The organism is Pseudomonas sp. UBT, from assembly GCF_050915955.1.
GTDB classification, from domain to species: Bacteria; Pseudomonadota; Gammaproteobacteria; order Pseudomonadales; family Pseudomonadaceae; genus Aquipseudomonas; species Aquipseudomonas antarctica_A.
Genome location: NZ_CP168080.1, coordinates 97,807 through 117,703 on the forward strand (window position 1 = coordinate 97,807; position 19,897 = coordinate 117,703).

At 59.9% G+C, this 19,897-nt stretch carries 19 protein-coding genes; 6 read left to right on the top strand and 13 right to left on the bottom strand.

Annotated elements, in window-relative coordinates; all coding sequences use genetic code 11:
- The first annotated feature begins 4 nt into the window (after positions 1 to 4).
- Together ACDZ94_RS23555 and ACDZ94_RS23560 are read left to right on the top strand one after the other, a co-directional pair.
- Positions 5 to 655 carry a DUF1120 domain-containing protein gene (locus ACDZ94_RS23555; protein ID WP_432751595.1) on the top strand — a complete coding sequence of 217 codons (651 nt, stop codon included), beginning with the start codon at positions 5 to 7 and terminating at the stop codon, positions 653 to 655.
- 38 nt (positions 656 to 693) lie between these two features.
- Entirely contained in the window at positions 694 to 1,317 is a 624-nt protein-coding gene (locus tag ACDZ94_RS23560; RefSeq protein WP_432751596.1) for a DUF1120 domain-containing protein, read from the top strand.
- A 95-nt stretch (positions 1,318 to 1,412) separates the two neighbouring features.
- On the opposite strand, the gene ACDZ94_RS23565 is transcribed toward ACDZ94_RS23560, so the two are convergent.
- Together ACDZ94_RS23565 and ACDZ94_RS23570 are read right to left on the bottom strand one after the other, a co-directional pair.
- Positions 1,413 to 2,678: a CynX/NimT family MFS transporter gene (locus ACDZ94_RS23565; protein ID WP_407017815.1), complete on the bottom strand. Its 1,266-nt coding sequence runs from the start codon at positions 2,676 to 2,678 to the stop codon at positions 1,413 to 1,415.
- Positions 2,668 to 3,327: a FadR/GntR family transcriptional regulator gene (locus ACDZ94_RS23570; protein WP_128592081.1), complete on the bottom strand. Its 660-nt coding sequence runs from the start codon at positions 3,325 to 3,327 to the stop codon at positions 2,668 to 2,670. Before ACDZ94_RS23570 ends, ACDZ94_RS23565 begins: the two co-directional genes overlap by 11 nt.
- A 159-nt stretch (positions 3,328 to 3,486) precedes the next feature.
- Here ACDZ94_RS23570 and ACDZ94_RS23575 point away from each other — a divergent pair, with 159 nt between their 5' ends.
- Both ACDZ94_RS23575 and ACDZ94_RS23580 read left to right on the top strand, forming a co-directional pair.
- Positions 3,487 to 3,798 carry a type II toxin-antitoxin system MqsR family toxin gene (locus tag ACDZ94_RS23575; protein WP_432751597.1) on the top strand — a complete coding sequence of 104 codons (312 nt, stop codon included), beginning with the start codon at positions 3,487 to 3,489 and terminating at the stop codon, positions 3,796 to 3,798.
- On the top strand, positions 3,795 to 4,283 hold the full coding sequence (locus ACDZ94_RS23580) for a type II toxin-antitoxin system MqsA family antitoxin (RefSeq protein ID WP_064450810.1): 489 nt from the start codon (positions 3,795 to 3,797) through the stop codon (positions 4,281 to 4,283). Before ACDZ94_RS23575 ends, ACDZ94_RS23580 begins: the two co-directional genes overlap by 4 nt.
- A 52-nt stretch (positions 4,284 to 4,335) precedes the next feature.
- Here ACDZ94_RS23580 and ACDZ94_RS23585 read toward each other — a convergent pair whose 3' ends face one another.
- The 4 genes from ACDZ94_RS23585 to ACDZ94_RS23600 form a co-directional block, all read right to left on the bottom strand.
- Complete coding sequence (locus ACDZ94_RS23585; RefSeq protein ID WP_003171943.1) at positions 4,336 to 5,100, bottom strand: amino acid ABC transporter ATP-binding protein; 765 nt, start codon at positions 5,098 to 5,100, stop codon at positions 4,336 to 4,338.
- An 11-nt stretch (positions 5,101 to 5,111) separates the two neighbouring features.
- Positions 5,112 to 6,209 (bottom strand): amino acid ABC transporter permease, encoded by a 1,098-nt coding sequence (locus ACDZ94_RS23590; protein ID WP_064450809.1) that lies wholly within the window; start codon positions 6,207 to 6,209, stop codon positions 5,112 to 5,114.
- A 10-nt stretch (positions 6,210 to 6,219) separates the two neighbouring features.
- Positions 6,220 to 7,401 (bottom strand): amino acid ABC transporter permease, encoded by a 1,182-nt coding sequence (locus ACDZ94_RS23595; protein WP_064450808.1) that lies wholly within the window; start codon positions 7,399 to 7,401, stop codon positions 6,220 to 6,222.
- A 72-nt stretch (positions 7,402 to 7,473) separates the two neighbouring features.
- Positions 7,474 to 8,505 (bottom strand): amino acid ABC transporter substrate-binding protein, encoded by a 1,032-nt coding sequence (locus ACDZ94_RS23600; RefSeq protein ID WP_064450807.1) that lies wholly within the window; start codon positions 8,503 to 8,505, stop codon positions 7,474 to 7,476.
- A gap of 345 nt (positions 8,506 to 8,850) precedes the next feature.
- Here ACDZ94_RS23600 and ACDZ94_RS23605 point away from each other — a divergent pair, with 345 nt between their 5' ends.
- Together ACDZ94_RS23605 and rhlB are read left to right on the top strand one after the other, a co-directional pair.
- Positions 8,851 to 9,507, top strand: a complete 657-nt coding sequence (locus ACDZ94_RS23605; RefSeq protein WP_064450806.1) for an alpha/beta hydrolase — start codon at positions 8,851 to 8,853, stop codon at positions 9,505 to 9,507.
- A 96-nt stretch (positions 9,508 to 9,603) separates the two neighbouring features.
- Positions 9,604 to 11,079 carry an ATP-dependent RNA helicase RhlB gene (gene rhlB, locus ACDZ94_RS23610; RefSeq protein ID WP_221296040.1) on the top strand — a complete coding sequence of 492 codons (1,476 nt, stop codon included), beginning with the start codon at positions 9,604 to 9,606 and terminating at the stop codon, positions 11,077 to 11,079.
- 139 nt (positions 11,080 to 11,218) lie between these two features.
- On the opposite strand, the gene moaE is transcribed toward rhlB, so the two are convergent.
- The 7 genes from moaE to ACDZ94_RS23645 all read right to left on the bottom strand — a co-directional run.
- Entirely contained in the window at positions 11,219 to 11,668 is a 450-nt protein-coding gene (gene moaE, locus ACDZ94_RS23615) for a molybdopterin synthase catalytic subunit MoaE (RefSeq protein WP_094951926.1), read from the bottom strand.
- Between the two features lie 2 nt (positions 11,669 to 11,670).
- Positions 11,671 to 11,913 (bottom strand): molybdopterin converting factor subunit 1, encoded by a 243-nt coding sequence (moaD, locus tag ACDZ94_RS23620; RefSeq protein ID WP_064450803.1) that lies wholly within the window; start codon positions 11,911 to 11,913, stop codon positions 11,671 to 11,673.
- Positions 11,910 to 12,383 (bottom strand): cyclic pyranopterin monophosphate synthase MoaC, encoded by a 474-nt coding sequence (gene moaC, locus ACDZ94_RS23625; protein WP_064450802.1) that lies wholly within the window; start codon positions 12,381 to 12,383, stop codon positions 11,910 to 11,912. The genes moaD and moaC overlap by 4 nt, the downstream gene beginning before the upstream one ends.
- A gap of 126 nt (positions 12,384 to 12,509) precedes the next feature.
- Positions 12,510 to 16,241, bottom strand: a complete 3,732-nt coding sequence (locus ACDZ94_RS23630) for an autotransporter domain-containing protein (RefSeq protein ID WP_432751598.1) — start codon at positions 16,239 to 16,241, stop codon at positions 12,510 to 12,512.
- 315 nt (positions 16,242 to 16,556) lie between these two features.
- Positions 16,557 to 17,951: a PhoH family protein gene (locus ACDZ94_RS23635; RefSeq protein WP_053254513.1), complete on the bottom strand. Its 1,395-nt coding sequence runs from the start codon at positions 17,949 to 17,951 to the stop codon at positions 16,557 to 16,559.
- A gap of 348 nt (positions 17,952 to 18,299) precedes the next feature.
- The gene (locus ACDZ94_RS23640) at positions 18,300 to 19,424 is read right to left on the bottom strand and encodes a polysaccharide deacetylase family protein (protein WP_432751599.1); all 1,125 of its coding nucleotides are present in this window, start codon (positions 19,422 to 19,424) and stop codon (positions 18,300 to 18,302) included.
- Between the two features lie 161 nt (positions 19,425 to 19,585).
- The coding region (locus ACDZ94_RS23645; protein WP_432751600.1) for a hypothetical protein at positions 19,586 to 19,897 on the bottom strand (312 nt) is incomplete at its 5' end.

Consider the following 19,897-nt stretch of genomic DNA (forward strand, 5'->3'; position numbering starts at 1 on the left):
AACCATGAAAACGCTATTGAGCGCTCTTACGGCCTGTGCGTGGCTGGCCTGCGTATCTGCAGCACACGCCGCCGCCACCGTTGAACTGACCGTGAGCGGAGAAGTAACCCCGATGGCCTGCACCCCCGTGCTGTCCGGTGGCGGGATGATCGACTTCGGCAAGATCTCTCAAAAAGACCTCAACCAGGCCACGGGCACGCGCCTGCCACTCAAGTCGCTGACACTGACGGTCAGTTGCAACGCCCCCGGCCGCTACGCCCTGCGCATGCGCGATAACCGCGACGGCACCGCCCACGTCAACAGCGAGATCTATTACGGGTTGGGGCTGGACAGCGCGGGCAACAAGCTCGGGGTGTATTCGGTGAAGTTCGATCCCAAGCAGACCGTGGCCGATGCCCTGGCGGTGACCTACGGCACCGAATCCACCACCGGTGGCCTGGCATGGCGCACGTCCAACAGCAACCCCATCGATATCGGCTCCAACAGTTTGCTGGGCTTTACCGACGTGGTCGGCAGCACCGCCGGGCCTTCGGCGATCCAGAACCTGACCAGCACCCTGACCCTGGAGGCGGTGATCAACGCCAAGCAGAACCTGGACCTGAGTGTGGAGACACTCATGGACGGCTCCGCCACGCTGGAAGTGATCTACCTATAGCCCTGCAACAACACTTTTCCCTAAAAACTGGAGTTCCCATGAGCAAGTCTATCAACCCCCTGATCGCCGTTCTGCTGCTCACCGGCGTCGGCCAAGCAGTCGCGGCATCCAGCACCGACCTGAGCGTACGCGGCGTCATCACCCCAAGTGCCTGCACCCCAACCTTGTCTAATGGCGGGGTGATCGACCACGGCAAGATTTCCTCCAAGGACTTGAACCTGACCGCGCGTACGATCATCGGTAACGATACGCTGAACATGACCGTCAACTGTGAAACGGCCATTACGTTTGCCCTGCAAACGGTCGACAACCGAGCGAGTTCGGCCGGTGCAAGTAGCAGCTCCTACGGCCTGGGCTTTATCAACGGTGATCAGAAGTTGGGGGACTACTCTCTGGTCCTGGCCAATCCGATCGCCGACAGCGTGCCAGTGCAGACGATTGGCACCTATGACCTGAGCACCACGTGGTGGCGTGAACGGTTCATGGATCCTGGCCTGTATATTTCAATCGCCACGGCAGGCGGTGATCTGCAGCCACTAGCGGCCAAGGACTTGGTGGTCGACTTGCAAGTGCAGACCGCCATTAACCGCGCCGACGGCCTTGACCTGAGCAATGAGGTGAACATCGACGGCTCGGCAACCGTGGAGCTGCGATACCTGTAACCCTGCGATGCCCCGTGCAAGCATTGGCGTTACTCCCAGGCATGGGCATTGCGCGAGCAGGCCCAGCCGACCTGAGCGCTGAAGTACTTGTAGCCCTAGACCTTTTCGCTGGTGACCTGCACATAGCGCGCACGCCCGGCGCCGAGCCCGGCGATGATCGCGCCAATGCCGATCACCGCGAAGATCCAGCCCACAGCGGTCCAGCCGCCGGTCCAGTCATGCACCAGGCCGACCGCGAACGGGCCCATGGAGGCCAGGGTGTAACCAATGCCCTGGGCCATGCTCGACAGGTTGGCCGCCACGTGGGCATCACGCGAGCGCAGCACGATCAAGGTCAGCGCCAGGCTGAAGGTGCCGCCCTGCCCCAGGCCCAACAGGATCGCCCAGCCCCACAGGCCATCGAGTGGCGCATACAGGCAGCCGAATAACCCGCCGAGGGTCAGCAGCATCACCACCACGATCGCCAGGCGCTGGTCCTTGCCCCGCGTAGCCAGCCAGGGCGCCGCGAGGGAGCTGGCCAGTTGCACGATGACCGAACCGGACAGCACCAGCCCCGCCTGTGTCGGTGTGAGGCCGCGCCCGATGAGGATCGACGGCAACCAACCGAACACGATGTACGCCAGGGACGATTGCAGGCCCATGTACAAGGTCACCTGCCAGGCCAGCGGGTCGCGCAGCAAACCTTTCACGCGATAGGCGACTTGATGGGCGCCGTGTTTGTGCCCCACCTGTGGCAACCAGAACAGCGCCGCCACCAATGCCGGCAGAATCCAGAAACCCAGGCCGATGTTCCAGCTGTCACCAAAGTAGCGACTCAACGGCACTGTGGAGCCCGCAGCCAGCGCCGCCCCCAGGCACAGCGCCATGGTATAGACGCCAGTCATGGTGCCCGCCTGTTTGGCGAAGTCGCGCTTGACGATACCCGGCAGCAAGACGCCGATGATGCCGATGCTCGCACCGGCAATCAGGCTGCCGGCGAACAGGCCGACTTCACCGAACGAACTGCGCAGAATGATCCCGCCCGCCAACGTCAGCAGAATCCCCAGCACCACTCGCTCGGCACCGAAGCGCCGCGCCAGGATCGGCGCCATCGGTGCGAACAGGCCCAGGCACAGCACCGGCAAGGTGGTCAGCAGACCGGCCTTGGCGGCCGACAAACCGAGGCTTTGGGAAACCTCGGCCAGCAGCGGCGACAGGCTCGACAGCGCCGGGCGCAGGTTCAGCGCCACCAGGATCAGGCCCAGCAGCAACAGCCACGGCCGCGTGACAATAGGGTGATTGTGCTGCACCACCTCGTCGTCTGCTTCGGCGTCGATCAACAGTTCTTCGAGTTCGGTCGGGCGTTTGGCTTCAAGGTTCATTGATCAACTGCCGGCAGAGGGATTTGGCGCGTTCCGGGTCTTGTTGCTCCACGGCGTCGAGCAGGGCGATATGCAAGTCGAACACGGCCTGGCGACGCGGTGAGATGTTCAGGGTCTGGCGCAACTGGGCACCGACGACGGCGGAAAAATACTGGTACAGCTCGCTCAAGGACGGGTTGTGGGCGGCATCGACCAAGTGTTTGTGGAACACCAGGTCGGCGCTGATATAGGCCTCCAGGTCACCGTGGTACAGCTCGGCGCTGGCCTTGAGTGCTGCGCGCAACGCGCGAAGGTCTGCCTCGGTACGCCGCAGCGCTGCCAGCCCAATGGCCTCCACTTCCAGAATCTGCCGGGTCTCTTGCGCTTGTTCCAGGGTGCAGTGGGACAGCGCGCGCATCGCCCCCAGCGGGTCGGTCATCGAGCGCAAGTAACTGCCGTCGCCCTGGCGGATTTCGATCAAGCCGGAAAACGCCAACACGCGCATGGCTTCGCGCACGGTGTTGCGGCTGATGCCCAGCTCGGCGGACAACTCGGGCTCGGTGGGCAGGCGCTCGCCGATGGCCCATCTGCCTTCGGTGATGCGCCGGCGCAACTGCTCCAGGGCCTGGTCAACCAGCGAGCGTTTGATCAAAGGAGCGATGTCTGTCATGGGTTTTGCGCTTTCGTCCAATCATAGGATGAATTTTCCCACAGCCTATTCGGAGTTGCCTACAAAGGCAACGCACTAGGGTTCTTGGGCAGGTAAAGGAGCAGTATTTTCGACTGGTAAAATTACCCTTATAGGGTAATTATTGGACTCAGGTGTCTTATGGAAAAGTACACACCTCATTACGATCTGGCGGTGGTCAAGGCAGATATGAGGCGGCTTGGAGCACAGGCATTCACGCGCGCCGCAAGGGATTCTGGAAAGAATCTCGACCTCGATATCAGCGAGATGCAAGCGGTAGTTTTCGAATTACAAAACAGGATGTTGTACAAGTCGATGACCACCTACGCCGATCATCGGGTCTGGCAAGACGTCTACCACATCCATTCACACGGTCTGGAGATTTACATCAAGGTCACTTACTGCTCAGGCAGTAACCCACCGGTAATCTCCTTCAAAGGGATGAACCCATGAAAACCCAACATTGCTTCATCTGCGGGGCACCCGACGCCATGGTGCGTTTCGAGGGCCGCAGTGAAACCCTGCGTGTCAAAGGTATGGAGCGGCACATTGATGATCTTTCGGGCTGGGAATGCCAACTGTGCAAGGACGGAATGTATGACCCCGATTGCTCCGAGCGCCATGCTAAAGCCGGTGATGACTTGCTCCACGCCGCTCGACGGATGATCGGCGCCGAATTGAAGCGTATACGTCGCAAGCTGCACATGACGCAAAAAGAAACCGTGGAACTGCTGTCCGGTGGCGGGCACAACGCATTTTCACGCTACGAGCGGGGCGAGATAACGCCACCCAAGTCGCTGATGGTGCTGATGCGCCTGCTGGATCGCTATCCTCATCTACTCGCTGACGCCAAGGCCTTGTCCGAAGGCGCAGACCTGCGCAACGCGTTCACCTGCACCATCAATAACGAAACACAAGACGCTCTCAAAGCCTCCTAGACAGGCAAAAATAAACCCGGCACCAGGCCGGGTTTATCGTTTCAAACATCGATCAATGCAAAATCTGGCTCAAGAACAACTTGGTCCGATCATTCTGCGGGTTGTCGAAGAAGTCATTCGGCGCCGCCTGTTCGACGATTTCGCCCTTGTCCATGAAGATCACGCGGTTGGCCACGGTGCGGGCGAAGCCCATTTCGTGGGTCACGCACAACATGGTCATGCCGTCTTCGGCCAGGCCGATCATGGTGTCGAGTACTTCCTTCACCATTTCCGGGTCGAGGGCCGAAGTCGGCTCGTCGAACAACATGATTTTCGGCTTCATGCACAGCGCACGGGCAATCGCCACACGCTGTTGCTGGCCGCCGGACAGTTGCCCCGGAAACTTGTGGGCCTGCTCCGGAATGCGCACGCGCTCCAGGTAGTGCATGGCAATTTCTTCGGCCTTGCGCTTGGGCATCTTGCGTACCCACATCGGCGCCAGCGTGCAGTTCTGCAGGATGGTCAGGTGCGGGAACAGGTTGAAGTGCTGGAACACCATGCCCACTTCACGGCGGATCGCTTCGATCTGCTTGAGGTCGTTGGTCAGTTCCACGCCGTCGACCACGATGCGGCCCTGCTGGTGCTCTTCCAGACGGTTGAGGCAGCGGATGGTGGTGGACTTGCCCGAACCCGACGGGCCGCACAGCACGATACGCTCGCCCTGCTTGACGTTGAGGTTGATGTCTTTCAACACATGGAACTGGCCGTACCACTTGTTGACGCCCTGCATCTGGATAATGCCTTCAGGGCTCACAGGCTGTTTGATCGCTTCGCTCATAACAACAACTCCTAACGCTTGTGGCCTGTGTCGAGCTTGTGTTCCAAATGAATGGAATAGCGCGACATACCAAAACAGAAAATCCAGAACACCAGGGCGGCGAACACGTAGCCTTCAGTGGCCATGCCCAACCATTTAGGGTCGGCGGCGGCTTGCTTGACGCTGTTGAGCAGGTCGAACAGGCCAATGATGATCACAAGGCTGGTGTCTTTGAACAACGCAATAAACGTGTTGACGATGCCCGGGATCACCAGCTTCAGGGCTTGCGGCAGAATCACCAGGCCCATGCTGCGCCAGTAACCCAGGCCCATCGCCGCGGCCGCTTCGTACTGCCCCTTGGGAATCGCCTGCAAGCCACCGCGCACCACTTCAGCCACGTAGGCCGACTGGAACAGGATCACGCCGATCAGTGCCCGCAACAGCTTGTCGATGCCCATGCCTTCAGGCAGGAACAACGGCAGCATCACCGAGGACATGAACAGCACCGTGATCAACGGCACGCCGCGCCAGAATTCGATGAAGGTCACGCAGACCACACGAATCGCCGGCATGTTCGAACGTCGCCCCAGCGCCAGCACAATGCCCAGCGGCAAGGCGCCGGCGATGCCGACCGTGGCAATCACCAGGGTCAGCATCAAGCCGCCCCATTGGCTGGTCGCCACGTTGGTCAGGCCGAAGATCCCGCCGTGCAACAGGAAGTAGGCAATGATCGGGTACAACACCAGGAAGCTCAGGCCGTAGATCGCCTTGCGTTGAAAACGCGAGATGAACAACGGCGCCACGCCAACGATGGCCAGCCACACGGTCAGGTCTACGCGCCAGCGCAGGTCGCCGGGATAGTAGCCGTACATGAACTGCCCGAAGCGCTGTTGGATAAACACCCAGCAGGCGCCCTCCTTGGTGCAGTCAGCGCGCGTAGTACCCACCCAGTTTGCGTCCAGGATGGCCCAGTGCAGGATGGGCGGCACAATCAGGTAAATCAGGTAGAACGCCAACAGCGTCAGCAGGGTGTTGAGCCAGCTGGAAAACAGGTTGGCGCGCATCCAGGCCATCGGTCCGAAGACTTTGCTCGGCGGCGGCATATCAGGTTTGAACGTATGCGAACTCATGTGCGTTTCCTCACCGCTCGATCAGCGCAATGCGCTTGTTGTACCAGTTCATCAGCAGGGAAATGCTGATGCTGATCGCCAGGTACACGCTCATGGTGATGGCAATGACTTCGATGGCCTGGCCGGTCTGGTTGAGCACCGTGCCGGCAAACAGCGAAACCATTTCCGGGTAACCGATACCGGCGGCCAGTGACGAGTTTTTCGCCAGGTTCAGGTATTGGCTGGTCAGCGGCGGAATGATCACCCGCAGGGCTTGCGGGATGATGACCTTGCGCAGCGTCGGCCCGGGGCGCAGGCCCAGGGAGCGCGCGGCTTCGGTCTGGCCGTGGCTGACGGACTTGATGCCCGAACGCACGATCTCGGCAATAAACGCTGCCGTGTAGACGGTAAGTGCCAGGGTCAACGCCAGCAGTTCGGGGATCAATACCCAGCCGCCAACGAAGTTGAAGCCCTGCAACTTGGGCATTTCCCAGTGCAACGGCGCGCCGAAGATCAGGGCGCACAACGCCGGGATCACAATCAACAGCGCCAGGCCCGCCCAGAATTTATGGAAGGGTACGCCGGTCGCTTCAAAGCGCTTGTTGGCCCAGCGGGCCATCAGCACGATTGCCACGATCGCGACGACAACGCTGATCACAAACGGCCAGAACCCGTCGGCGGCAATCGCTGCCGGCATGTTCAGACCACGGCTGCTGACAAAGAAGGTGTCCGCGAAGTTATGGCTGTTGCGCGGCCCCGGCATGGTCAGGAACACCGCGAAATACCAGAACAGGATCTGCAGCAGCGGCGGGATGTTGCGGAACACTTCCACGTACACCGTCGCCAGTTTGTTGATCATCCAGTTGGGCGACAAGCGCGCCACGCCGATGATGAAGCCGAGCAGGGTCGCCAGGACCACACCGATCACGGTCACCAGCAAGGTGTTGAGCAGGCCGATCACAAAGACTCGGGCATAGCTGTCCGATTCGGTGTAGTCGATCAAATGCTGCGCGATGCCGAAGCCGGCACTGCGCTCAAGAAAGTCGAAACCCGAGGTAATGCCACGGTGTTGAAGGTTGGTCTGCGTATTGTTGAAGAGGTACCAGCCCAGCGAGACCACCGCCACAATCGTGATGATCTGAAAGAGCCACGCACGCACTTTGGGATCGCTGAAGCTGAGCTTCTGCTTTGGTGCGCCGATTTGATTTTGCATGAAGTGCCCCGGAAAGAATGGAACAGAACATCACCCGGTGGTTGGCCCACCGGGTGACAGAACCATCAGCTATCAGCGCACAGGGGGTGCGTATTGAATGCCACCGTTGTTCCACAGTGCGTTCATGCCGCGGTCGATTTCCAGTGGTGTGCTCTTGCCGAGGTTTTTCTCGAACACTTCACCGTAGTTACCGACCTGCTTGACGATCTGCACGACCCAATCTTTTTTCACTTTCAAGTCTTTGCCGTATTCGCCGTCAGCACCCAGCAGGCGTGCAACGTCCGGGTTCTTGGTGGACTTGGCTTCAGCTTCAACGTTCTTCGACGTGATACCGGCTTCTTCAGCGTTGAGCATGGCGTAGCCAACCCAGCGCACGATGGCCAGCCACTCGTCGTCGCCATTACGTACGACCGGGCCCAGCGGCTCTTTGGAAATGGTTTCCGGCAGCACCACGTAGTCTTTCGGCGAGGCCAACTTGCTGCGCTGTGCGTAGAGTTGCGACTTGTCGGAAGTCAGCACGTCGCAACGACCGGATTCCAGCGACTTGGCGCTTTCATCGGAGGTGTCGAAGGTGATCGGGGTGTACTTGAGGTTGTTGGCGCGGAAGTAGTCGGAAACGTTCAGCTCGGTGGTGGTACCGGCCTGGATGCAGATGGTTGCACCGTCCAGTTCCTTGGCACTTTTCACGCCCAGCTTGTTGTTAACCAGGAAGCCAACACCGTCGTAGTAGGTGATGAAGCCCGGAAACTTGAGGCCCATGCCTGCATCGCGGGAGCTGGTCATGGTGGTGTTGCGCGACAGGATGTCGACTTCGCCGGACTGAAGCGCGGTGAAACGCTCCTTGGCGTTCAACTGGCTGAATTTGACCTTGGTTGCGTCACCGAAAACGGCGGCAGCCACAGCGCGGCAAACGTCAGCATCGATCCCGAGGATCTTGCCGCTGGCATCCGGTACCGAGAAACCCGGCAGGCCGTCACTCACGCCACATTGCACAAAGCCTTTCTTCTGCACGGCGTCCAGGGTGGCGCCGGCTTGGGCGAAACCACTGACACCCAGTACAGCGGCCGCGGTTACGATGGCCAGGGTGGATTTCAATACCTTCATTCAAACCTCCAGTTGCTCTTGTTGTGTCGGAGCTCCAACCTCAGCGCACCCTTATGAGGCGATATCGACCCGTGTTGGCTTTTTTTGGGGTCAAGCGGCATGAAGTTGTCGCGGTAATTCCAGTTGCTATCCCACAAGCGGCAGTCACTGATAGTGTTACCGTCCTAAGATAGTTCTGACATCGACCTACACATAGCAAGGCGCGTACCAGAGTGGAGGCTGAGTCGTTTCAGCCCATGGTCAATAGAAAAAGATTCAACCTTGCGACATTCTCTTAACAGATCAACCCGTCGCGCACCGTTCCGACGCACCCAATCGGAGCGCACGCACATATATGGAGCAGACATGACCGAACCCTTGATTCTACAGCCCGCCAAGCCCGCAGACGCCTGCGTAATCTGGTTGCATGGCCTGGGTGCCGATCGCTACGACTTCCTGCCGGTGGCCGAGGCGCTGCAGGAAAACTTGCTGTCCACGCGCTTTGTATTGCCCCAGGCACCGACCCGCCCGGTGACCATCAATGGTGGCTACGAGATGCCCAGCTGGTACGACATCAAGGCCATGAGCCCAGCCCGTTCCATCAGCCTGGAAGAGCTGGAAGCGTCGACCAAAATGGTCACGGACTTGATCGAAGATCAAAAAAGAACCGGGATAGACGCCTCGCGGATTTTCCTCGCCGGTTTTTCCCAAGGTGGCGCCGTGGTCTTCCACACCGCTTTTCTTAAATGGCAGGGGCCCTTGGGCGGCGTGATTGCCCTCTCTACTTATGCACCAACCTTTGGTGACGAGCTGGAATTGTCTGCGAGCCAACAGCGCACGCCTGCCCTGTGCCTGCACGGTCAGTACGACGACGTGGTGCAAAACGCCATGGGCCGAAGCGCCTACGAGCACTTGAAGAGCCGTGGTGTCACCGTGACATGGCAGGAATACCCAATGGGTCACGAAGTGTTACCTGAAGAGATACGCGATATCGGTGCCTGGTTGACCGCACGCCTGGGCTGAAACCCAGCGTTTATGTAGCCGTATGACAGACGCACTACGCCGCGCCCGTTTCTTGCATTACACTGGCCGGCGTACATTCCTTAACCAATTAATGAGATCACCGTGCTCAAAGCACTTAAGAAGATGTTCGGCAAAAGCGAGGCTGAGCCGTTCGCGCCTGTTCCCAGTGCTCCTGTCCCCTCCTCCGACAGCCGCAATGACGGTCAACAGCCAGGCCGGACCGCACCTGTCGCCTCGCCGAAGAAACCGCCGGTGACGCCACCTGAACAGGTACTGCCTGCTGAGGCGGCCCCGGCGCCGGCGCCTGCGCCGAAAGCACCACGCCGCGAACGCGCACCAAAACCGCCCGTGACCCCGTGGAAACTCGAAGACTTCGCCGTCGAGCCCCTGGAAGGCAAAACCCGCTTCCACGATTTCAAACTGGCCCCGGAACTGATGCACGCCATCCAGGACCTGGGGTTCCCGTACTGCACGCCGATCCAGGCGCAGGTGCTGGGTTTCACCCTCGCCGGCAAAGATGCCATTGGTCGCGCGCAAACCGGTACCGGCAAGACCGCCGCGTTCCTGATTTCGATCATCACCCAGCTGCTGCAAACGCCGCCGCCCAAAGAACGCTACATGGGTGAGCCGCGCGCACTGATCATCGCCCCGACCCGGGAGCTGGTGGTGCAGATCGCGAAGGACGCCGCCGACCTGACCAAGTACACCGGCCTCAACGTCATGACGTTCGTCGGCGGCATGGACTTCGACAAGCAACTCAAGCACCTCGAAGCCCGTCACTGCGACATCCTGGTCGCCACCCCGGGCCGCCTGCTCGACTTCAACCAGCGCGGCGACGTGCATTTGGACATGGTCGAAGTGATGGTGCTGGACGAAGCCGACCGCATGCTCGACATGGGTTTTATCCCGCAAGTACGTCAGATCATTCGCCAGACCCCGCCGAAAAACGAGCGCCAGACCCTGCTGTTCTCCGCGACCTTCACCGAAGACGTGATGAACCTCGCCAAGCAGTGGACCACCGACCCGTCCATCGTCGAGATCGAAGCGCTGAACGTCGCCAGCGAAAACGTCGAACAGCACATCTACGCCGTCGCCGGCGCCGACAAGTACAAGCTGCTCTACAACCTGATCAACGACAATGGTTGGGAACGCGTGATGGTGTTCGCCAACCGCAAGGACGAAGTGCGCCGCATCGAAGAACGCCTGGTACGCGATGGCGTCAACGCTGCGCAACTGTCCGGCGATGTGCCGCAACACAAGCGCATCAAGACCCTGGAAGGCTTTCGCGAAGGCAAGATTCGCGTGCTGGTGGCCACTGACGTTGCCGGGCGCGGAATTCACATTGATGGCATCAGCCATGTGATCAACTTCACCCTGCCGGAAGTGCCGGATGACTACGTGCACCGCATTGGCCGTACCGGCCGTGCAGGCGCTGCGGGTGTATCGATCAGCTTTGCCGGGGAAGATGACTCGTACCAGCTGCCGTCGATCGAGACGTTGCTGGGTCGCAAGATCAGTTGCGAGACGCCGCCGACGCATTTGCTGCGGGCTGTGGAACGCAAACGCCCGTAAGCCGGAATGCGATTAAAAATGTGGAAGCGGGCTTGCTCGCGAATGCGGTCTGTCAGTTAAAGATGTACTGACTGAGACACCGCTTTCGCGAGCAAGCCCGCTCCCACATTTGGATCTCCACACACATTTAGTCAGCTGTTTACTTCCAGCGATCCGCCGCCGCGTGATCGCTGCCCCGCCCTTCCACCCAGCGCGGGCCTTCAGGGGTGTTCTCTTTCTTCCAAAAAGGCGCCCGGGTCTTCAGGTAGTCCATCACAAACGCACAGGCATCAAACGCGGCCTGGCGATGCGCACTGGCTGCCGCAACAAAAACGATGGGCTCGCCCGGCTCCAGCGCGCCGATGCGGTGCAGCACTTCCAGCTTGAGCAACGGCCAACGTTGTTCGGCTTCCACCGCGATCTTGGCCAGGGCTTTTTCGGTCATGCCGGGATAGTGCTCAAGGAACATGCCCGACACGTCGCGGCCGTCATTGAAATCGCGCACATAGCCGACAAAACTCACCACCGCGCCCACGCCGACATTGGCCGCATGCATCGCGTTGACTTCGAAGCCCGGATCAAACGCCTCAGCCTGCACCCGAATGGCCATGGTCAGCCTCCGGTCACAGGCGGGAAAAACGCGACTTCATCACCATCGTTCAGTGGCTCGTCCAACGAACAAAGTTCTTCGTTACGCGCGCACATCAGGCTGGGTTCGTTGAGCACGGCAAACTCCGGGTCACCGGCCAGCGCAAGACGCACAGCATCGACAGTGGCGAAATCGCCCTCCATCTCCAGTGAATCGAAACCCACCGCCTCGGCGTAGCGCGCAAAAAACAGTACGTTGATGCTCATGCCTGGTCCGCCTTGAAATGCCCGCTTTTACCGCCGAGCTTTTCCAGCAGGCGAATACTTTCGATGGTCATGCCACGGTCCACGGCCTTGCACATGTCGTAGATCGTCAGCGCTGCGACACTGGCAGCGGTCAGCGCTTCCATCTCCACGCCGGTCTGGCCGCTGAGTTTGCAACGCGCGAGGATATGCACGGCGTCGACGCCATCGGCGCTCAACTCGACCTTGACGCCCGTGAGCATCAGCGGGTGGCACAGCGGGATCAGATCACTGGTTTTTTTAGCGGCCTGGATCCCGGCAATACGGGCCACGGCAAACACGTCGCCCTTGGGGTGGGCGCCGTCGACAATCATTTTCAGGGTGTCGGGCAGCATGCGCACCCGCGCTTCGGCCACGGCCTCGCGGAACGTCACGGCTTTGTCGGTGACGTCGACCATATGGGCGCGACCTTGGGAATCGAGATGAGTCAGCACAGGGATACTCCTGATCAGGAGCGGCAATTGTAAACCTGTGAGTCAATTTTGCGCAGGGCTGTTTATCCCATCAAAAAAGGGGCGCACTGATTGCTCAGTGCGCCCCTCATAACCAACAACGCGGGATTAGAAGCGGAACGTAAATCCGGCATTGATCCCGTTGTTGTTACCCCGGTTGGACAGCAAACCGCTGTAGTTCAAGGACACCAGCGTGTCTTTGGTCAACGCCATTTCCGCACTGGCCTTGATCACCGCGCCATCACGGGCCACGGGCACGCTGTTGACGGCGAAGGCGGTGTCACTGCCGGTAAACTTCAGCGAGGCATCGCGATCGGTATCACCAAACTGATGCTCCCAACCCAGCTCCCCGCGCAACGTCACTGCCGACGTCGAGCTGACCGCCAATTGGGTATGCGCGCGCAGGCCCAGGGTCGACAGCGTGGCGTCCTGGCTTTGCTTGCTGGCGTGCAAGGCTGCAGCGCCGCCCTTCTCCTTGAACGAATCGCTCTGGTAATTCAGGTACGTCAGGTTGGCGAAGGGTTCGAACAGGTTCCACTGGGTGTAACCGATCTCGGCAAACACTTGATCCGTGCGGGCGTTGTAGTCGGCTTTATCATAGTCCGACTGGTTGGCGTAAGCCACACGCCGCGAGGTGTCCAGGCGATGCCAGGTGGTGGCGCCACCCAAGCGCAGGGCGATGGCGTCGAAGCGTTTACCGCCGTAGACCGACAGGTGATAGTTGTCACTGTCCGCCGAAGCCGACTCGCCATTGAGATGACTCTGGGTGTAGCCGGTCGCCGCGCCTACACGCCAGCCGTCGCCGACGTCCGTGTCCAGACCCAGCAGCACACCGCTGGTGGACGAGGAGTAGCCGCTGGCGTTGTTGTCGCCGCTGACGTTATTGCGACCCCCCAGCAGTTGCACCCAGCCACCGTTATCGCTGGTCTGGATTTGCGCGCTGGAATCCAGCGCCTGGGCCTGTTGCAGGCGACCGTTGACCGCTTCGCGAAGGTAACGGCTGTCGGCCATTTGCGCCGCCGCCACATCCGAGTGCAGCTGCCCCGACAGCTGCTTGAACGCGGCCTGCGCCTGGGCGACGGAGTCCGAGGCCAGGAGGCTTTCATACACAGGGCTGCCGCTGCCCAATGTATCGGCCACGGTTGCCACGGCACGTTCGTTGCGGGTTTGCGCGACGCTGGCAAAACTCGTCTGGTTGCGTTCCACCGCCAGGCTCAGTTGGTTCGGCTGGTAGTTCAGTTGAGTGCCGATAAACAGGTAGTTGGGCGTAATCGCCGCAAACTGGCCGTTGATGCCCTGGCTGGCGCTGAGGATGTTGAACTGCTGGCCCAGCAGGCTTCGGGCTTCGGTGGCGGACAGCAGGTTGGGGCTGTTTTCCAGGGACACAGTGACAACACCGCCATTGAGCGTGGCGACGCCGCTGCTCTGGATCTGGTCGCTCTGCCCGTTCGGGCCGACCTCCACGGCATACACCGAACCCGGGTTGAAGGTGACGTTACCGGTGCGCAGCGTGCCGATCGAATGACCCGGCGCCACGCGGCCGCCATTGTTCACGGTCAAGGCTCCCACGCTGCCGTTACCGGCCAGTGTGCCGCCCAGGGTGGTCGGCACACCGTTATCCGCGTTCACCGTACCCACGGCGCTGCCATCCACCGTCACGGCCGAGGTCAACGAGCCGTCGACCGACAGCTTGCCGCCGCGTACCCACGTGCTGCCCGAATAGGTGTTCTGGCCTTCCAGCACCAATTCGCCGTCCCCGGACTTGGCCAGGCTGCCGACATAGGTCGTGCCGGTGAGCAAATCCTTACCGCGTGCCAGCGTCGCCTGTTCCCGGGCGTGGCCGATTTCGTATTCAAACTGATCATCCGCCGAGGCATTGGCAGGCAGCCCGTTCAGCCAGCCTTTTTGCTGTTTGGTCGCCGCCCACGTTGCCTGTTCGGTGGCGTCTTCTACACGACGGGCGCGAATCGCTTCATCGGAAATCGGGTTAGCCCAGATATCACGCGTACCGGTGGGCAATGCCACCGCCACCGAACCGAGGAACTGCCCCGGCCCCTGCATGGCTTTTTGCAGATTAGGCAAGCCCCAGCCACTGACCACTCCCGGCACTTGCGGCGTGCCTGGCGCGGCATCGTGCACCGGTTGCAGGTTGTCGTAGGTGCGCCCACCCGTCAGGTTACCGACAGGCGTGTCCGGGCCATCCGGCGCTTGCAGGCTGGAAGTGGTCAGCAACACGTCCCGCGCCTGGCTGGCGGTCATGTAAGGGAAGCGCTGAATCACCAGGGCCAACGCCCCGGAAACACTCGGTGCGGCGGCGGACGTACCATTGGCATTGGGGATGATTTCGCCTTCCGGCCCGGTGGACGGAATGCCCGAAACCCCCATCACACACCACCACTTCGAGGTACCACAGCGGTTGTACACCTGGGCGCTGGTTTCGTCGTAACCAGTGATCGAGAGGAATTTTGTTTCGATGTCCGGCTTGAAAAACGGCAGGTTGGCGTTGGTGTCCGGGTTGGCACCGTGGCTGTCGTTGCCCGCCGAGATGATCTGGATAAAAGTGTTTTGCCGTGCGGCGTCCGCCATGGCATCCAGCCAGGTTTTCTGCCCGGCGTGGGCCTTGTCCCAGAACGGGCGATAGGCGGCGGTCATGTCGCGCAAGTTGTCGGCCGCACTGTCGCCGACATTACCGAAGTGGTTCTCCACGTCGTTGCGCGAATTTTGCCCCCAGCTCTGGTTGACGATCGACACGTTCTTCGCCGCCAGGGCGTTGTAGCTGGCCATGAACGCGTTGTAGTCGAGGTCGTTGGAGCCCTGGAAACGGTTGTCGTCGGTGCCGCCGGTATTGGCGACAAAAATATTCGCGTCAAAGGCAATGCCATGCATGCCGGTGCCGTTGCGACTGGCCCCCAGTACCCCGGACATTTCCGTGCCGTGACCGTCATTGATGATCGGGTCGTACTCACCGGAAATACTGAAGTGCTCGCCCTTTTGAAACTCGCCGTCCGGGGTGTCGTGGAGGTAGCGCGGGTGGGTGGCGTAATACTCGCCGGTGGACGTCACCGCTTGCACCCGGTCCTGGCCCTGGGCATTTTTGCCCTGGAACTCGAAGTGTTTGGTGAGGATGCCCGAGTCGAGCACACCCACATTCACGCCCTTGCCGGTCATGCCCAGGGCATAGGCGTAATACGCGTTGGTGCGGTCCAGGCCGGAGTTGACCTGGGCTTCCGGGGTCTTCCAGGTTTGGGCGTTGGCGCTCCAGTCACGCGTGGCGCCCGCCCAGGATTGGCCTGCATTCAGTTGCCCATTCAGGTTGCTGCTGACGCCCGGCTCAACATAGGTATAGGGCTTGGCAGCCGGCAGGTTCGCGAGGATGGCCTTGGAGAAATCCAGAATATTGGTGGTATAGCGGCCATTGTTGCTGAACAGTCGGCTGCGGTAGTAATCCAGGCGCGAGGCATAGTCCAGCGGACGCTTGGTATCGCCGAGCATGGCGCCGATGGTCAGGTTTTCCGGCTGCAGTTCGTAGTATTGCTTGAGGGGCGAATCGAACTTGCCCGACTGGGCGGCAAAGTCCTTGGCCGCGAGGTCGACAATGTCTGCGTAAGCAAACCGCAGGTTCTTGTAGACATCCGTGTTGGGGCCGAACGATGCAACGGCTTTCCTGAAGGCCGACTCCAGCACCTGAGCCGTGTAGGGGTTGCTGTCATCCGCCCAGGCCATTGAGCCCTGACCCAGCCATAAGGCCAGCCCGAGTGCGATGGGCGTGAGGGGGATTGATTTGGAACCGGTGCTGCGCTTGCGATGAAACAAAGTGAAGCCATTACCTGCTACGTCCATTATTCCTTTCCCTTTGGATATGTGCGTCGTCAATGAGCGATGTATCGGGCTTTTTGTAATAGGCAGGGTCACGCGGAAAACCCGAAGGGGTTCTCAAAACGTCGTCGAATCAATGAGGTGGTGTTTCGACGGGAGTCACACAGCGTTGTTATTGTTTTTGCGGCGGCAAAAAATGTAACAAAATAATTACAAAGACTACAAGCACCCTGGACGCATTAACGAAGACAAATGTCGCCCACAACAAAAACCCCGGATTTCGTGAGAAATCCGGGGTGGTTCGTGGCATTTAGCCACCAACTACGACATCGGCGTGTTTTACAGATGGGACTCGGCGTATTCAGCCAGAATCGAGCGAGGCACCCCTTGCAGCGCAATGTGCACGCCGTTCGGGAAGTCTTTGAAGCGTTCCGTCAGGTAAGTCAGCCCGGAGCTGGTCGCGGACAGGTAAGGGGTGTCGATCTGTGCCAGGTTGCCCAGGCACACCACTTTGGAACCGGCGCCGGCACGGGTGATGATGGTTTTCATCTGGTGCGGCGTCAGGTTCTGGCATTCATCGATCAAAATCAGGCTTTGCTGGAAGCTGCGACCTCGGATGTAGTTGAGGGATTTGAACTGCAACGGCACTTTGCTGAGGATGTAATCGACGCTGCCATGGGTGTTTTCGTCATCCATGTGCAAGGCTTCGAGGTTGTCGGTGATCGCCCCCAGCCACGGCTCCATTTTTTCCGCCTCGGTGCCGGGCAGGAAACCGATTTCCTGGTCCAGGCCCTGCACGCTGCGGGTGGCAATGATGCGGCGATAGCGCTTGGTCACCATGGTCTGTTCGATGGCGGCCGCCAGGGCGAGGATGGTTTTACCCGAGCCTGCAGCCCCGGTCAGGTTGACCAGGTGGATATCCGGGTCGAGCAGCGCATACAGCGCCAGGCTCTGGTAGATGTCACGCGGTTTCAGGCCCCAGGCTTCCTGGTGCAACAGGGGTTCCTGATGCAGGTCGAGGATCAGCAGCTTGTCGACCTGGATCTCTTTGATCCAGCCGACAAAACCCTGTTCGTCGATGATGAACTCATTGATATGCACGGCCGGCAGGTTGTCGGTCAGCTGTACCTGGTGCCAGGTGCGGCCATGGTCCTGACGGGTTTCGACTTTGCTGACGCGGTCCCAGAACGAGCCGGTCATCGTGTGATAACCGCGGGACAGCATCGACACGTCGTCGACCAGTTGGTCGGTGCTGTAGTCCTCGGCAGCGATCCCACACGCTCGTGCCTTGAGGCGCATATTGATGTCTTTGGTCACCAGCACCAGGCGCAAGTCCTTGTCACGCGCGTGCAGGTCGATCAATTGGTTGATGATTTTGTTGTCGTTCAGATTCTCCGGCAGCAGGCTGTTGGGCTCGCTGCGCTTGTTCATCAGAATCGACAGCAAGCCCTTGGGCCCGCTTTTTCCGCGCTGGATAGGCACGCCGACTTCAACGTCCTCGGGTGAGGCTTCACCCAGGGTCTTGTCGATCAGGCGAATGGCCTGGCGGCACTCGGCGGCAACGCTGTGGTGCCCGCTTTTGAGTTTGTCGAGCTCCTCAAGCACGATCATCGGGATAGCGACGTGGTGTTCTTCGAAGTTGAGCAGTGCGTTTGGATCGTGAATCAGTACGTTGGTATCAAGCACATAAAGGATTGGCTGGTCGGAAGAAGGGTTACGTCCATGATCATCCATACTCGGTCACCTTTGTGGGAGCCAGTCGACGCAATACCACAACAGTGCTGCGCCTCGATTCGACCACCGACTGCACCGCAGTGACGTCAAGCGCAGTGCCCACATGAGGAGTCTTGGAAGACGCCACCTGTGTTGCAGGTTTCGGCGATCTGACTTCGTAATACCGCAAAAACGATGACAGGAAAAAGCACTTTGACACTTTTCTGAAGTTTATTTTTCAGGATGACGAATAGCACTAGCCGAGTGCCATGGACCCCGTTAAAGTCGGAAGTCCGCCTGCATCGAAATGTCGCACAAAATCACCCCGAAAAAGCCTTATCCCCAACAGGGCCGGGCACTTCATCTTTTTCAGCGAAACGCCTCCCGGCAGTCCTGCCAACCCAACCCGCTTTGCGCCGTGGCCTGTAGCAACATCGGTAATGCGACCCGCGCCTTGTCCTGAGTGTCGTGAAACACAATCACCCCTTTGCGCCACAGCAACATCAACGTCAATACCCGTTGCGCCGCCTCATCGGCCTTGAGTTTGCCCGGCTCGTCCTGGGAATCGATATCCCACAGTGCCACCTGCAAACCCTGGGACTGGAAGAAGCCCTGGCTGTCGGCGCGCCGCTGGCCGTACGGCGGACGAAACAGCGGCACGTAGTTCTCCGGCATCAGATTCTGCGCCAGCGATGCACTGCGCGTGATCGAGCCTTGCCACTCGACCCAATGACTGTGGGAGCGATACTGCCAGCCCTGGGTGCCCACGCACTGCCCCTGGTACAGCGCTTGTACGTCAGCGGCCGAACTACGCTCCAGGCGGGTTTGCAAACTGCTGCCGAGGACGAAGAAGGTGGCGTTGAGCTTCTGCTTGCGCAGGTAGTCAGTGAGCCAGTCAGTATTGCCGCTGACGGGTGCCGGGCCGCCGTCGAAGGTCAGCAGGAACATGCGGTCGTTGAATTCGTCGCCATTGCGTTCGTGGTCGCCAAAACGCGCGACTTCACTGCTGATCTGCGGGAACAACGCGGCTTTGCGCAGCAGTTCGTCCAGGTAGCGCTCGTGGAAATTGTGGCTGGGGTTGGCCCAGCCTATATAGAAAGAGTTGTCACTGACCTGGAACTTGCCGGCCTGTTCGCGCAGGTCGTCCATGCTTTCCACCAGGTAGCAGAACGAGGCATCTTCTTCGCAGCTTTGCTCGGCAAAGGTGTAGTTCTCCAGCAGGCGCTGCCAGAGTTGCCGGCGCAGGTCGTCAATTGCGGCCAGGTTGATGATCTTCAGGCCCAGGCGCTGTTTGAGCACGGCTTCATCCTGGGCTTCGCTGGCGATCAAACTATGGGCGAACATCAGGATTTCGGCGCGTGAGGCGACGTCGAACAGCGCGGGGCTGCTTAGCTTCTCCGGCCAGACACCACGGTCCAGGCTTGCCACATCCACCGGCGCGGCCTGGGCGCCCAAGCACAGCAAACAAGCCGACAGTAAAAACGCAATTCGCACACAGGGTCTCCCTTTCCAGAGTTGTCGGGCACTATAGCCGATCACCTGGGGGAGCTACTGGGTTGGTGTGTATATCCGTTGTTTGGGTAACGGCCACTCAGGGTTCCGGGCTTACAGCGGGTCACGTTTGATAGAGCCTGTACAGAGCGGGCCGCCTAAGATCAAAAGCAGTGCACGGCGCCCCGGTTGCCGACCTGAGTGGTGTAGATCAAAAGCAACGCCGAGGATGCCTGACAGCCGACCTGATCCTGGAAGCTGAACTCGGTTAAATGTTGGAAGGGGCTCGCTCCCGATAGCAGCGTGTCAGTTGATGCATCTGGTGACTGACCCAGCGCATTCGCGAGCAAGTCGAATCGTCGCACCGCCGCACCCACATTTGGAACTCGGTACATCGGGCAGAGAGTGTGCTGCTCTTCAGGCTGTACTCGGTCAATGTGGGAGCTGGCTTGTCGGACCGCCGAACCGCTGCGATG